This is a genomic window from Gaoshiqia hydrogeniformans, from assembly GCF_049347105.1.
GTDB lineage: Bacteria > Bacteroidota > Bacteroidia > Bacteroidales > Prolixibacteraceae > Gaoshiqia > Gaoshiqia hydrogeniformans.
The window spans coordinates 2,052,227-2,066,098 of record NZ_CP186334.1 but is presented as its reverse complement, the minus strand read 5'-3'; the positions used below and the strand labels follow the sequence as shown (position 1 = coordinate 2,066,098).

Genomic DNA, 13,872 nt, shown 5'->3' with positions numbered 1-13,872 from the left:
TCCCCGGCAGTTTACAAATCAAAACCCAGGTCTTTCCGGTAATATTTGCCCTCGTATTTGATTTTCGCCGCATTGGCATACGATTGAGCCAGCGCCTCCTGCATCCGGGCTCCGTATGAACTGACCGCCAATACCCGGCCTCCGTCGGTGACTATTTCCCCGCCACTTTGCCTGGTGCCGGCATGAAAAAGGTAACTGTTTTCCGTTTCTTCAAATCCGCTCATCGGGATCCCTTTTTTATAATCGCCCGGGTAACCGCCCGAGACCAGCATCACGGTAACAGCCGAACGTTCGTCTATTTCGATGCGTTGCGAGTCCATCGTACCATCGGCAGCAGCGATCAGCAGATCAACAAAATCCGATTTTATACGCAACATCACAGCTTCGGTTTCAGGATCACCCATCCGCACATTGTATTCGATGACATAAGGTTCGCCTCCGCAGTTGATTAACCCGAAAAAGATAAAACCGTTGTACGGGATCCCGTCTTTTTGAAGCCCGTCAACCGTCGGTTTAATGATCCGGTCTTCCACTTTTTTCATGAATGCGTGATCAGCAAACGGAACCGGGCTGATGGCTCCCATGCCGCCGGTATTCAAACCCGTGTCGCCTTCGCCAATCCGTTTGTAATCTTTGGCTTCGGGCAATATGCGGTAATTTTTCCCATCGGTGATCGCAAATACCGAAAGCTCGATGCCCGAGAGAAATTCTTCGATGACCACTTTGCTGCTGGCTGCTCCGAATTGCCCGTCCAGCATTTCTTTCAGCGAGGCCTGCGCTTCGTCCAAACGATCGATAATCAGAACACCTTTGCCGGCAGCCAAGCCATCTGCTTTCAGCACGTAGGGCGCTTTCAGGCTGGCCAGAAAATCAAGACCTTCCTGCAAATTATCTGTCGAGACTGTCAGGTATCCGGCAGTCGGGATGGCATGACGCTGCATAAAAGCTTTGGCAAAGTCTTTGCTTCCTTCCAATTGCGCCCCTTCTTTTGTCGGTCCTACCACTTTCACTTGTTTCAGACCGGCATCGGCCCGAAAAAAATCATGTATTCCTTCCACCAGCGGAACTTCCGGGCCAACCAGTACCAGGTCAATCTTCTTTTCGAGTACCACCTTTTTCAGGCCTTCAAAATCGGAAACACCAACAGGGATATTCTCGCCCACCAAGGCCGTACCGGCATTACCGGGTGCAATAAACAACTGATTTACCTTGGGGGATTGTTTGATTCTCCATGCCATCGCATGTTCCCTTCCACCCGAACCTACAACAAGTATATTTAACATGATCGTCTGTATTTTTTAGCTATTCCCGCTTTATGATCGTCTTTTTCTTTCTTCCGTTGTTATTCCCGATCTCACACCTGAGCCCAATCGCCGAATTGATATCCTTTCATTTTCAATCTCCGGATCACCTCCGGCAAGGCAGGATACAGGTTTGTTTTGGCCTTGTATGAATCATGAAAAATAATTACCGACCCGGGCCTGACAAAGTTCGTCACATTCCGGACCACTGCCTCAGGGGTTAAATCTTTACGGTAATCCCTGCTGATCAGATCCCACATCACCACCTGGTACTGTTTGCTAAGCTGCCTGAACTGCGAACGTTTCATCCAGCCGTGCGGCGGCCTGAAAAAACGGGAATCAATATAGCCGGCAGCCTTCTCCACGTTCCTGAGGTAATCGGCATCGGGGGTTTTTAACCCTTGTAAATGGTTAAAGGTATGGTTTCCGGTCCGGTGTCCTTCTTCCAGGATACGACGGTAAATTTCGGGATATTTCATCACATTTTCGCCCACGCAAAAAAAACAGGCTTTAATTTGTTCTTTTTTCAGCAGATCGAGCACCCAGGGGGTGACTTCAGGCACAGGCCCGTCATCAAATGTCAGAAAAACCTGATTCCCGGCTGAGGGTATCCGCCAGATGGCCCCGGGAAAATACCGGGTCAGGAACTGAGGTAACCGTATTCTGGGATCGAACCGCTGCATTATCTCTGCGAACTGTAGACCGTTAAATAGTTATTAAAGCTTTCCGTAATTTTCTTTGACAACTCTTCTTGTTCATATTTGGCCGAAACGACTGCCATTTCGCGCATGAAATAGAGTATCCGCTGAATCTCTTCATCCACTGAAGGCAAAAACTTATCGGGCAACGACAGGTAATAATCCATGTCGTTTTGATAAGATCCGTAGATTTCCTGCATAACAGCTATGCCTTTCTCAACGGCGCCGGCAGCAAAATAATTCTCGGCCAGCTGATGTGAAAAATAATTATACGATACAATCTGATGCGGAATTAATTCCAGGCTTTTGTCGAGCACCTGAACAGCCGAGTCATTTTTACCTTCGCTGATCAGACTTTCGGCCAGCCGGTTGAAATTGTTCCGGATATTCATCATCATCCGCTGGTTGTTTTCGTCGATATAAACCCCGGGCTTGTTCATATTTCCCCATTTAAACGTCGTCATCAGGTTTTCATACATTTTTTGGGTATGAACCGAACCCGGGAAATAACCGGAACTCGTTGTTTTAACCGGGGTGAACCTGTAAGCGAAACCTTCGAGCTGGAAATAGTCCTGTAAACCCAGGTATTTGTCGCGGCCTACAGTAATGGCAAAATAAATCGGGCGTTCCCAGTTCGCGTTAGCCATCATGTCCAGGACCATCAACTCATCTTTAACAATGTAACTCCGGTTGCCAAAGTCAATGAAAATCGTATCAACAATCTGGTCGTACATCGCTTCCGGCACTACTTTATTGCGGATAACCGCTTCTTTGTCGACCCGGATAAACAATTTTTTGGATGGGATATAGGATGCGTTACCTGCCTGCGAGAGTTTGGTTTGCGGACTGTCATCGCGAACAAAATCGAGGGCCTTTTTCAGTTCCACCGCTCCTTTCAGGCGCGGATCGTTCAGCAGGTAAACCACGTCGCGCGTGCCCTGTACATATTGATCGTGTGTAAATAAAATCGGCAGTGGTTCAGATTCGTAAGCTTTACTGCGCATCTGATCGATATACCAGTCGGTTTGCAGGTAACTGAGGTTACAAACACGCACATCGGTCCGTACGCCTTCCACTTCCTGATTGTACCAAAGCGGGAAGGTATCGTTATCGCCGTTGGTAAAAATAATGGCATTGGGATCGCAACTGTTCAGGTAGTTCGCCCCAAAGTCGCGGGCCGTATACCGGTCGGAGCGGTCGTGGTCGTCCCAGTTCTCATTGGCCATGATTCCTGGAACCAAGACCAGACTAACCGATGTAACAGCGATCGCACTCACCGTTTCGGGTATCCGGCGTTTTAATCCTTCCGCGAGGGCCATCACCCCCAATCCGATCCACACGGCAAAGGCATAAAACGATCCTGCAAAGGCATAATCCCGCTCGCGAGGCTGGTGAGGATATTGGTTCAGGTAAATCACAATAGCCAAACCGGTCATGAAAAAGAGCAGCATCACCACCCAAAAATCTTTCTGGTTGCGTTTATAGTGAAAGAATGCCCCGATCAGGCCCAGCAGCAGCGGCAAAAAATAATAGGTATTACGCCCCTTGTTGTTTTTCAGGTTGTCGGGAAGTCTTTTCTGGTCGCCCAGGCGGGCCGAATCAATAAAATCAATCCCGCTGATCCAGTTCCCGTTGAGGATGTCGCCATGTCCCTGGATATCATTTTGCCGTCCGGCAAAGTTCCACATAAAGTAGCGGAAATACATATGGACCACCTGGTAACGCATAAAGAAGGTCAGGTTCTCGCCAAAGGTCGGCATTTCAATGACCTCCGGTTTTCCTTCGTCCCCGGTTATTCTTACCGGCTTCCCTTTAATACCCGCCCAACTTTTATAATCGCGGATGTGGTCATCCTGCCGGCTCCACATGCGCGGGAAAACAGTGGTGAAACGCGAATCATAATTGGGTTTTTGGCGCATATCGGCCACTACGTATTTCCCGTCTTTCTGAATATAATAAGGTTTGCTTTTCACATAGGGCGTTTTGCTGTCGAGCGGCGTGTTGTAATATTGCCCGAAAACTAAAGGCCGGTCGCCGTATTGCTCACGGTTTAAATAACCTAACAAGGAAAAAACATTATCCGGACTGTTCTGGTCCATCGGTGTGTTGGCCGACGAACGGATCACGATCATGGCAAACGAAGAATACCCGATCAGGATAACCATGAGCGAAACCAGTACGGTGTTCCACAAAACCAATTTCTTTTTAATGGTAAAATAGATGCCGTAAACAACCAGCCCGATCAGTAAAACAGCATAAATAATTACACCGGTATTAAAGGGCAGGCCCAGGCTGTTTGTAAACAACAGTTCGAACCAGGAAGCAACGGTCACGACTCCCGGAATGATTCCGTACATGATCAGGCCCAGGATAAGAAGCGAAACCAGGAAACAGGCAATCACCCCGTTACGGGTCACTTTGTATTTTCTGAAATAATAAACAAACACGATGGCCGGGATTGCCAGCAGGTTAAGGAGGTGCACACCGATCGAAAGCCCCATGATGTAGGCAATTAAAATGATCCAGCGGTTGGCATGTGGTTCGTCGGCAACATTTTCCCATTTCAGGATGGCCCAGAAAACAATGGCTGTCAGTAACGACGACGACGCATAAACCTCACCTTCAACAGCCGAAAACCAAAATGTGTCGGAGAAGGTATAGGCCAGGGCTCCGATAAGCCCGCTTCCCAAAATAGCGATGGTTTGTCCTACGCTTAGTTCTGCCCGGACATCAACCAGCTTTTTGGCTAAATGGGTGATTGACCAGAACAGGAACAGGATGGTAAATGCGCTGGCCAGGGCCGATAAGGCATTAATCAACATGCCCGCCTGTGAGGCATTGCCAAAGAGCGTGAAAAATCGTCCTAAGATCATAAAAAACGGAGCGCCTGGAGGGTGACCGACTTCCAGTTTGTACGATGTGGTGATAAACTCTCCGCAATCCCAGAAGCTGGCAGTTGGTTCGATGGTTAGCAGGTAAGTCACTGCTGCGATTAAAAATGTCACCCAACCCGTGACAAGATTCAGAAATTTGTAGTTCTTCATCTGGATCGTTTTTTTATTTTTATTCGGTTTGGCCCTGCCAGGCGGTAGCGCCTAAAATATTGTCAGTTAACCGGCCCCCGGTATCTTTGCTGCCACAGTATGCGCAGCCTGTTATTTTTTATGTTTGCGAAGATAGTATATTCTTTCAACAGAGACCAGTCAGAAGTTGAAATTAAACGTTTTTAACAGCCCATAAAAACAGCAGGTATTAACACTTTTAAAATCACTGCGTAAACAGAATGACTATATTTTCACCTAAATATCTCCTAGAAACACGAAAGGGCGCCCTTGCGGACACCCTCTCTTCATCTTCTCAATCATCCCCCTCACACTATAATCATTTGGTTTTTATGCTTCAACAGGTTCCAGAAATAACTTCATGTCTTCGTCAACAGTGGTGATGCCGGCGATTCCAAAATTCTCAACCAGCACAGCAGCTACATTTGGCGACAGGAAAGCCGGTAAAGTCGGCCCGAGATGAATGTTTTTCACGCCCAGGTACAGCAGCGCCAGCAGCACAATTACCGCCTTTTGTTCGTACCAGGCAATGTTGTAGGCAATCGGCAACTGGTTCACATCGTCCAGGCCGAAGATTTCTTTCAGTTTCAGCGCGACTACAGCCAGCGAGTATGAGTCGTTACATTGTCCGGCATCGATTACGCGGGGAATACCGTTGATGTCGCCCAAAGGCAGTTTGTTGTAACGGTATTTGGCGCAACCAGCAGTCAGGATGACGGTATCCTGCGGTAATCTGGCAGCAAATTCTTCATAATATTCGCGACTCATCATACGGCCATCGCAACCGGCCATCACAAAGAACTTGCGGATGGCGCCGGTTTTCACCGCTTCAACAATCGGTTCGGCTAAGGCAAATACCTGGTTGTGGGCAAATCCGCCGATGATTTCGCCTTCTTCAATCTGGGTGGGGGAGGCACAACGTTTCGCGTGTTCAATGATGACTGAAAAGTCTTTCATTGCTCCCGGCTGGCGATCGGGAATATGAAGGGAGCCGGTCAACCCGCTGGCTCCGGTGGTGTAAATGCGGTCTTTGTATGTTGCATTTTCCAGTGGCGGAACAATACAGTTGGTTGTGAACAGGATCGGGCCATTGAACGATTCGAACTCTTCCTTTTGTTTCCACCAGGCGTTTCCGTAGTTTCCGGCCAGGTGTTTGTATTTTTTGAACTCCGGATAATAGTTGGCCGGCAACATTTCGCTGTGCGTGTACACATCCACACCGGTACCGTCGGTTTGTTTCAGCAGATCTTCCAGGTCCTTCAGGTCGTGGCCCGAAATCAGGATCGCCGGATTATTGCGTACGCCGATGTTTACTTTGGTGACTTCGGGGTTTCCGAAAGATGAGGTATTAGCGGCATCGAGCAGTGCCATGACGTCCACTCCGAATTTGCCGGTTTCGAGCGTCAGTCCAACCAACTCATTCACCGAAAGGTCTTTGGTAGTTGCTGCCAGGGTTTCCTGCAGGAAGTCAAAAATTTCCTGTTTTTCGTGCCCCAGGTTATACGCGTGCTCGGCATAAGCGGCCAAACCTTTTAAGCCGTAAATAATTAGTTCTTTCAGCGAGCGGATATCTTCATTTTTTTCGCTCAGAATGCCTACTTCAAGCGCTTTGGCTTCAAATTCTTCACTGGTTTTGGCGGTCCAGTGCAGCGACTCGTGATCGCCAATCAGCATCCCGGCAGCCGCTACTTTTCCTTTTAACTCGTCCCGTAATTTCAGCGCTTTTTTTATACGGATTACAAAAGCGGTGTGATCAAAATTTGCATTGGTAATGGTGCTGAAAAGGCCGTCGAAAACCACTTTATTGACCTGCTTATCGGTTTGGCCAACAGATTTCAACTGGGTATTCAGGATTGAAATGCCTTTTAAAACGAATAACAAGGTGTCCTGCAGATTAGCCACATCGCTGGGTTTACCACATACTCCTTTAATCGTACATCCAATTCCTTTTGAGGCCTCCTGGCACTGATAACAAAACATGTTCTCCATAATTCTCTTATAACTTTCTGATTAACTGATTTTTTTATTTTCCAACGAACTTCCGATCCGGTTGAAACCGCCGCAAGGCCATTCAGTCCGTCCTGAACAGGATGGCACCGGTCGTTCCCCGGCGGTTGTAACCGAAGAATCAATTCTGCTATGATCTTTTTGATTTTTGGGATGGAAAGAAGAAAAAAGCCGGGAATATGAGTGTTCCCGGCGATCCAACTAAACCCACTCTTCCATTAACACATCACCTTTGATACCTACTACAATTTCTTTTACCGGCACTTTTCGGCTGGCTTGCTGAGCAGCTATTTGTACCAATTGGGTAAGGCCGCCGCAACATGGCACTTCCATGATGACCAGGGTAATGGTGTTTACCCGCGATTCATCGATCAGACGGCGTATTTTTTCGATATAAATTTCTTTTCCTGAATCCAGCTTCGGGCAGGCAATCACCAGTTTTTTCCCCTTCAGGAAGCTGCGGTGAAAATCGCCATGCGCAAAGGCAGCACAGTCGGCGGCAATCAGCAGGTCGGCACCCTGGAAATACCCGGCTGCAGGGTTAATCAGGTGCATTTGTACCGGCCACTGTTGCAATTCAGACTGTCCGGCAAAGGCCGGGGCGGCTTGCGGGGCCATCACAAAGGCCGGCCGCTCGAAGCTTACCGGGGCCGATCCCGGGCAACCACCCGACGCGCATCCCGACGCAGGCTCGGCTTGAGGCTTACTGTTATGCACCTGGCCGGTGATGTAACGCACATCCAGCTCCAGTTCGTCTTCGTGTGCTTTCAGGTAACGCACGGCTTCCTGAAGAAAGCCGGTTTCTCCATGATCTTTTAAGTGTTTGAGATGTGCAATCACCAGGTTTTCGCCTTTGGGTATCATTTGTTTGATTACCGCGATTTCGTCATATTCTTCGGCTTCACGCTTCTCAATCTCAATAGCACCTTGCGGGCAATGACCAAGGCAGGCTCCCAACCCGTCACACATCAACTCGCTAATCAGCCTTGCCTTGCCATCAATTACCTGCAATGCTCCCTCGTGACAATTCGGAATACACAGCCCGCAACCGTCACACAACTCTTCATCGATCTTAACTATTTCGCGTATCATCTTTTTTCCTTTTATTTCTGAAACAAAAGTAACGACAGGCTGTTACCTGTTTTGTATCATTTATTACAAAGACTTCATTTTTATGATTGATTTTGATTTATTAAGCAAATCGCCTGTTTTTATGGGTCTGCCGGCCGACCGAATTGAAAATATCCTGGGAGATATTCATTTTCAGATCCACAGCTTCACAAAGAGCAGCCTGATTGTCCATGCCGGAGACGAATGCAACAAGCTGATTATTGTATTATCGGGAAGCGTAAAAGGAGAAATGGCTGATTATACGGGAAAAACGATTAAGATTGAAGATATTGAAGCTCCCCGTCCGCTGGCGGCAGCCTTCCTGTTTGGGAAAAACAACCGTTTTCCCGTGACAGTGATTGCCAACAGCCCGGTTGAGCTGTTGTATATTTCGAAGCCCGAGTTTCTGAAACTCCTGCAAAAAGACCAGCGTTTGCTGACCAACTACCTGAATTCCATCTCTTCGAGGGCACAATTTTTATCGCAGCGAATCAAGTTTTTGTCATTTAAAACCATTCGCCAGAAGATTGCGCATTACCTGCTCGATTTGGCCGGCGACCGGCTGGCCATTGTCGAATTGCCGCTCGCGCAGGCCGAACTGGCCGAGTTTTTCGGTGTTACGCGCCCTGCCCTGGCACGGGCTATGGGCGAACTGGACCAGGAAGGGTACATCGAAGTCCAACGACGTACGGTCCGTATCCTGGATAAACAGAAAATGAATGATCTACTGAAAGGTTAATGCCTGCCGGATCAAGCCGGAACACGTAACGACAGAACCGGTTGTTTTTCACGGGTTCTGTCGTTGTGGTAAATTACGCCGTCACCGGCTTCATCAGATGGCGGCATTTTTCCGGTATTCGTCCCACAACTCGTCGATGGTTTGGCCGGTTAGTTCTTTCCAGCTTTCATCGCGGTATGAATGACCACGCATCAGTTGATCGATTTTTTTGATCAACTTCTCATCTTTGTGTTTTTCAAGCCACACAAAAAAACGGGCCGTAATCCGGTAAGAGTTGGTGTAATGATGTTTTTCGGTCAGCTCGGGCAGGCTCCAGCCGGCGCCGGCATTGTCGACGCCATATTTAAACCGGACATAGTCGGCAATACCTTCGGTTACCCACCAGGGGCCGGGGGTGCGGCCGTAAGCCTGCACAATGTGCATCACTTCGTGTGTCACCACATCAATATCTCCCGGATGAGCCGCAAACCATTTTGGGCTGTAAACCACCTTATCGGCTGAGGTAGCCGCAACACCATCATAATCCGGATCAATCACAAAGGTTACTTTACGTGTTGATTTTTTATTGAACTGTTTTACCAGTTCCGGATAAACCTCAAAAAATGTTTCCTTCAATCGTTCTCCAACTTCCGGGTTAAAGTCCTCCGCCTTATTGATATAAATTAAGGTGTAACCCTTACGGCTGATTGAATCTTTTGAAAGATAGCTCCCGGCATTTGCAGGCTGAGAAGAGGCGAACAAAGGTATTGCCAAACACAACAACACCATAAGCGCCATACTTTTTGTTTTCATCTCTGGTTGATTTTTTAGTTGGTTGTATAAAACTACATTTCCAATACGGTTTTGCCCGCTTATTTACTCATAAAATTTATGCTTTAACAAAACTTTATTATTTTTCGGCTTTCTGAATATGAAACCGAACAAATGAGAAGACTTGAGTACGATTCAAAATTATACCTTCAGTTTAACCTGTTGAACCGGCCGGATATTTTACATTTTGTTTCAACAAAAAAGGGATGGGATGAACGGGTAAAATGTCGTTTTACAGGGGACAGCCCAACAAGTTATCAGTCTTTCAGGAAGGAACTTGCCCGGGTTTTCGGCTTGGAAACGACGCAACTCGTCTTCCCGCGCCAGGTTCACAGTTCAACGGTAGCTGTTATTGACCAACCGATGCGATCGGCCGACATCCCTGAAACAGACGCGTTAATTACCAATCAGCCCGGTCTCTGCCTGTGCGTACAGACGGCTGATTGTGTCCCCATCTTACTGTTCGACCCGGTCAATAAAGTGATTGCCTCGGTCCATGCTGGCTGGCGGGGAACAGTGAATAAAATCCTGGCCAAAACCATCTTTACCATGCAGCAAGAGTTTGATACCCAGCCCGAAAACCTGATTGCCGGAATCGGGCCGTCCATTCACCTGCATGCTTACGAGGTGGGGCAGGAGGTTATCCTCCCGGTCCGCGAGAACTTTACCAACCACCGCCATTTATTAAAACCATCGTCAACCAAAAATAAGGCTTACTTTGACTTATGGGAAGCAAATAAAACCATTCTGGCAGAAACCGGCTTGGAGGAAGAACATATTGAGGTTATGGGCATTTGCTCCTATTCGCACGAATCGCTTTTTTATTCCGCCCGGCGGGACGGAATCCACACCGGGCGAATGGTTTCGGGGATCATGTTAAAATGATCGGGAATTATACTTAATTCCCGGCTTTCCCGGCGGGAAACACCATTGGGAAAACATCGGACGGAACCCGAGATTCTGCCATTAACTGCAACAAATCTTTCACAATTTCAGGATGTTGTCCGGATAAATCATGCTCTTCGCCTAAGTCGTCTGCCAGATTGAATAACTGCGTTAACGTTTTTTCGGGCGCCGATGCCTGGTAACGGACCAGCTTCCAGTCATCCTTACGGACGGCCTGCCTGCCGCCATTTTCCTGTTTTCGTCACTTTTTTTCGCACGATTTTTATTTGATTGATATAGAATAGAATAGGATTTATTTTTTTTGATTTTGGGTGTCCCGTTGCTATTTTTGATAGATGTTTGTGCGACGCAAGGCCAATAAGACGGGCTCGGTTAGTGTCCATGTTATCGACAAAAGCCAAAGGCGCTACCGGGTAATCAAAAGTTTCGGAACCGGAAGGACCGAGGCAGAAATTGTCCGTTTGGAAGAAAAAGCCCGTCAATATATACGCGAACAAACCGGGATGAGCCTGTCCCTGTTTGAAGATGAGGATGAAATCAAACTGGAAGGTTTTCTTTCAAACATTTCCAACTCCCAGATACAAGTCATCGGCCCGGAACTGGTGTTCGGTACACTTTACGACCGTGTAGGTTACGGGCGCATCGATAACGAACTGTTCAGGCACCTGGTTATTACCCGGTTGTTTAACCCCGGAAGCAAACTAAAGACGATTGATTACCTGCTGCGGTACCAGGGCATTGTTTACAACATCAGCAGAATATACCGTTTCCTGGATAACCTGTGTTTAAGGAAAGAGGAAGAAAGGGGAAATGGGAGAACCGATATAAAAAATCAGGTTGAAGAGATTACTTATTTCCATACGCTGCATGTGCTTGGCGGCAGGGTTGAAGTGGTATTCTATGATATGACCACGCTTTATTTTGAAGCCAGTGACGAAGATGATCTTCGCAAAACGGGCTTTTCAAAGGACGGCAAACACCAATGCCCTCAGATTTTCCTCGGGCTGTTGGTTGGGCATGCAGGGAACCCCATTGGTTATGAACTGTTCGAAGGCAACATATTCGAGGGTGATACTTTCATCCCGGTACTGCAACGCATGGAGAAACGGTTCAACCTTGGCAAGCCTGTGGTGATTGCAGATTCGGGACTGTTGTCAAAGAAAAATATCCTGGCATTGGAAGCCAATGGCTACCAATATATACTTGGCGCGCGCCCAAAAAACGAGAGCGGTGCCATCAAACAAAAAATACTTGCCTTTGATTTAAAAGACGGCGATGTACGGATCATCAACAAAGCAGGGGGAAAGCGCCTGATCTTATCGAAGACCGACAAACGGGCGGCCAAGGATGCCCACAACAGAAAACGGGGATTGGACAGGTTGACCAAACGCATGAACAGCGGGAAGCTGACCAAGTCCAACATCAACAACAAAGGATATAACAAGTATTTAAAGATGGAAGGGGAAATTATCATTTCGATTGATCTGGAAAAGTTCCATGCCGATGCAGCCTGGGACGGGATTAAAGCATACCTGACCAATACCGCGCTCCCGGCCAAAAAGGTGATCGCAAATTACAGGAACCTGTGGTTTATCGAGCGGGCTTTTCGGATGAACAAGACCGATCTTCGGGTACGCCCCGTTTTCCACCGGTTATACAATCGGATTGAAGCCCATATCTGTATTTGTTTTACCGCTTATACCATTATGCTCGAACTGGAAAGGTTGCTCAAAGCAAAAAAATCAAGCCTGAGCCTGAAACGTGCACAGGAAATCACCCACAATATGTACCAGATCGTTTACCAATTGCCACACTCAAAAGATACGAAAACCCAAATACTAAAAATGGACCGGGAGCAGCAGGAACTGTATGACATTATTGTGCGCTCAAAACAAATTGATTAAAATTTTGGGTGTCCCATTGACGAAAACAGGGGACCAGCTTCCAGTCATCCTTACGGACGGCCTGCCTGCCGCCATTTTCATGAAATTCCCAGTAAAGATAATCATGTTTTTGCTGGCCTTCCTGCGAAAGTAAGGTTGGAAGAAAGGAGATGCCATCCACTTCTTTCGGCACTTCGTTTCCGGTTAATCCGGCCAGGGTCGGCCACATATCCCAAAAGGCTGAAATGTGATCCGACACGGAGCCTTCCTTAATCTTTCCCGGCCACCAGGCAATCATGGGCACCCGGATACCTCCTTCATAAACATCACGCTTATAGCCTCGTAATGGACCGTTGCTGTCAAAATAATCCGGATCGGCGCCGCCTTCCAGGTGGGGCCCGTTATCGGAGGTAAAAATCACGAGGGTATTTTTGTCGAGGCCAAGTTCCTTCAGTTTATCAAAGATTTCGCCGACCTGCTTATCCAGCAAGCTGACCATTGCCGCAAAAGCAGCATGACTCTCGGGCTGTGTGCCGTAGCCTCCCAACCTGAAACGTTCGTCGCCCGGTTCGGCTCCCTGATAATGCTTTTCAGGCAGGAGTTTTCCCCGGAATTCATCCAGATACTGATCAGGCAAAAGCAACTCTGCATGAGGAATGGTAGTCGGATAAAACAGGAAAAAAGGTTTTTCCTTATTTTCTTCGATAAACTGTAAGGCTTTTTCGTGAATCAGTTCCGGTGCGTATTGTCCGAAATTGATCCCGCTGTTTTCCTCCAGTACAATTTTCTCGTGATTATGCCATAAATGGCCCGGGTAGTAGTTATGGGCCAGGCTTTGGCAGTTGTACCCGTAAAACACATCGAAACCCTGTTTGTTCGGGTCACCTTCCGTATCGATGTAACCCAGTCCCCATTTCCCGAAAGCGCCGGTCGTATAACCCGACTCCTGCAACATTTCGGCCAAGGTATACGAAGCGGCCGGTAACGGACTTTGTCCTTCCGGATCCCATCCCAGGTTTCCGCGGATGGGGGTATGCCCGGTGGTTTGGCCCGTCATCAGCGACGAACGGGAAGGCGCACAAACAGTACATCCGGCGTAGTGTTGCGTAAACTGCATCCCTTCGCTTGCCATCCGGTCAATGCGGGGTGTTTGAAAATGTTTTTGCCCGTAGCAGCTCAGGTCTCCGTAGCCCAAATCATCGGCAAGAATATAGATGATATTGGGTGGACCGGGCTTAACCGGCTCTGTTGGCTCGCAACCCGCGAATAAAGAGGCGGAAACCAGACCAAAAATCAGATCTGATGATTTCATTTGTGTATAATTAGGTCGTTAATTCTCCTAAAAGTAGAAAGATT

General features: G+C 47.8%; 10 protein-coding genes. 3 read left to right on the top strand and 7 right to left on the bottom strand.

Translation table 11 applies throughout. From position 1 onward, the window contains the following. Positions 1–11: 11 nt before the first annotated feature. The 5 genes from purD to ACOIT5_RS08265 all read right to left on the bottom strand — a co-directional run bounded on the left by purD (position 12) and on the right by ACOIT5_RS08265 (position 8,160). Complete coding sequence (gene purD / locus ACOIT5_RS08285) at positions 12–1,283, bottom strand: phosphoribosylamine--glycine ligase (RefSeq protein ID WP_423130003.1); 1,272 nt, start codon at positions 1,281–1,283, stop codon at positions 12–14. A 71-nt stretch (positions 1,284–1,354) separates the two neighbouring features. Next, positions 1,355–1,984 (bottom strand): polysaccharide deacetylase family protein, encoded by a 630-nt coding sequence (locus tag ACOIT5_RS08280; protein WP_423130002.1) that lies wholly within the window; start codon positions 1,982–1,984, stop codon positions 1,355–1,357. Beyond that, positions 1,984–5,043: a protein O-mannosyl-transferase family gene (locus ACOIT5_RS08275; RefSeq protein ID WP_423130001.1), complete on the bottom strand. Its 3,060-nt coding sequence runs from the start codon at positions 5,041–5,043 to the stop codon at positions 1,984–1,986. The genes ACOIT5_RS08280 and ACOIT5_RS08275 overlap by 1 nt, the downstream gene beginning before the upstream one ends. A gap of 348 nt (positions 5,044–5,391) precedes the next feature. After that, on the bottom strand, positions 5,392–7,050 hold the full coding sequence (hcp, locus tag ACOIT5_RS08270; RefSeq protein WP_423130000.1) for a hydroxylamine reductase: 1,659 nt from the start codon (positions 7,048–7,050) through the stop codon (positions 5,392–5,394). Between the two features lie 219 nt (positions 7,051–7,269). Further along, positions 7,270–8,160, bottom strand: coding sequence for an ATP-binding protein (locus tag ACOIT5_RS08265; RefSeq protein WP_423129999.1), 891 nt, complete (start codon positions 8,158–8,160; stop codon positions 7,270–7,272). An 82-nt stretch (positions 8,161–8,242) separates the two neighbouring features. Between ACOIT5_RS08265 and ACOIT5_RS08260 the strand changes: the two genes are divergently transcribed. Then, positions 8,243–8,917, top strand: a complete 675-nt coding sequence (locus ACOIT5_RS08260) for a Crp/Fnr family transcriptional regulator (RefSeq protein ID WP_423129998.1) — start codon at positions 8,243–8,245, stop codon at positions 8,915–8,917. 93 nt (positions 8,918–9,010) lie between these two features. Here the strand turns inward: ACOIT5_RS08260 and ACOIT5_RS08255 are convergent, their stop codons facing one another. Then, positions 9,011–9,709 (bottom strand): basic secretory protein-like protein, encoded by a 699-nt coding sequence (locus tag ACOIT5_RS08255; RefSeq protein ID WP_423129997.1) that lies wholly within the window; start codon positions 9,707–9,709, stop codon positions 9,011–9,013. Positions 9,710–9,841: 132 nt separating this feature from the next. Between ACOIT5_RS08255 and pgeF the strand changes: the two genes are divergently transcribed. Together pgeF and ACOIT5_RS08245 are read left to right on the top strand one after the other, a co-directional pair. Beyond that, entirely contained in the window at positions 9,842–10,612 is a 771-nt protein-coding gene (gene pgeF / locus ACOIT5_RS08250) for a peptidoglycan editing factor PgeF (RefSeq protein ID WP_423129996.1), read from the top strand. Positions 10,613–10,968: 356 nt separating this feature from the next. Further along, complete coding sequence (locus ACOIT5_RS08245; protein WP_423129995.1) at positions 10,969–12,537, top strand: IS1634 family transposase; 1,569 nt, start codon at positions 10,969–10,971, stop codon at positions 12,535–12,537. On the opposite strand, the gene ACOIT5_RS08240 is transcribed toward ACOIT5_RS08245, so the two are convergent. Further along, positions 12,509–13,828, bottom strand: a complete 1,320-nt coding sequence (locus ACOIT5_RS08240; protein WP_423129994.1) for an arylsulfatase — start codon at positions 13,826–13,828, stop codon at positions 12,509–12,511. The two genes, ACOIT5_RS08245 and ACOIT5_RS08240, sit on opposite strands and share 29 nt — an antisense overlap. Positions 13,829–13,872: the final 44 nt, after the last annotated feature.

Bases quoted from the DNA above. Each gene is read 5' to 3' on its own strand.
- purD (WP_423130003.1), bottom strand. From the start codon at position 1,283: ATGTTAAATATACTTGTTGTAGGTTCGGGTGGAAGGGAACATGCGATG.
- ACOIT5_RS08280 (WP_423130002.1), bottom strand. From the start codon at position 1,984: ATGCAGCGGTTCGATCCCAGAATACGGTTACCTCAGTTCCTGACCCGG.
- ACOIT5_RS08275 (WP_423130001.1), bottom strand. From the start codon at position 5,043: ATGAAGAACTACAAATTTCTGAATCTTGTCACGGGTTGGGTGACATTT.
- hcp (WP_423130000.1), bottom strand. From the start codon at position 7,050: ATGGAGAACATGTTTTGTTATCAGTGCCAGGAGGCCTCAAAAGGAATT.
- ACOIT5_RS08265 (WP_423129999.1), bottom strand. From the start codon at position 8,160: ATGATACGCGAAATAGTTAAGATCGATGAAGAGTTGTGTGACGGTTGC.
- ACOIT5_RS08260 (WP_423129998.1), top strand. From the start codon at position 8,243: ATGATTGATTTTGATTTATTAAGCAAATCGCCTGTTTTTATGGGTCTG.
- ACOIT5_RS08255 (WP_423129997.1), bottom strand. From the start codon at position 9,709: ATGAAAACAAAAAGTATGGCGCTTATGGTGTTGTTGTGTTTGGCAATA.
- pgeF (WP_423129996.1), top strand. From the start codon at position 9,842: ATGAGAAGACTTGAGTACGATTCAAAATTATACCTTCAGTTTAACCTG.
- ACOIT5_RS08245 (WP_423129995.1), top strand. From the start codon at position 10,969: ATGTTTGTGCGACGCAAGGCCAATAAGACGGGCTCGGTTAGTGTCCAT.
- ACOIT5_RS08240 (WP_423129994.1), bottom strand. From the start codon at position 13,828: ATGAAATCATCAGATCTGATTTTTGGTCTGGTTTCCGCCTCTTTATTC.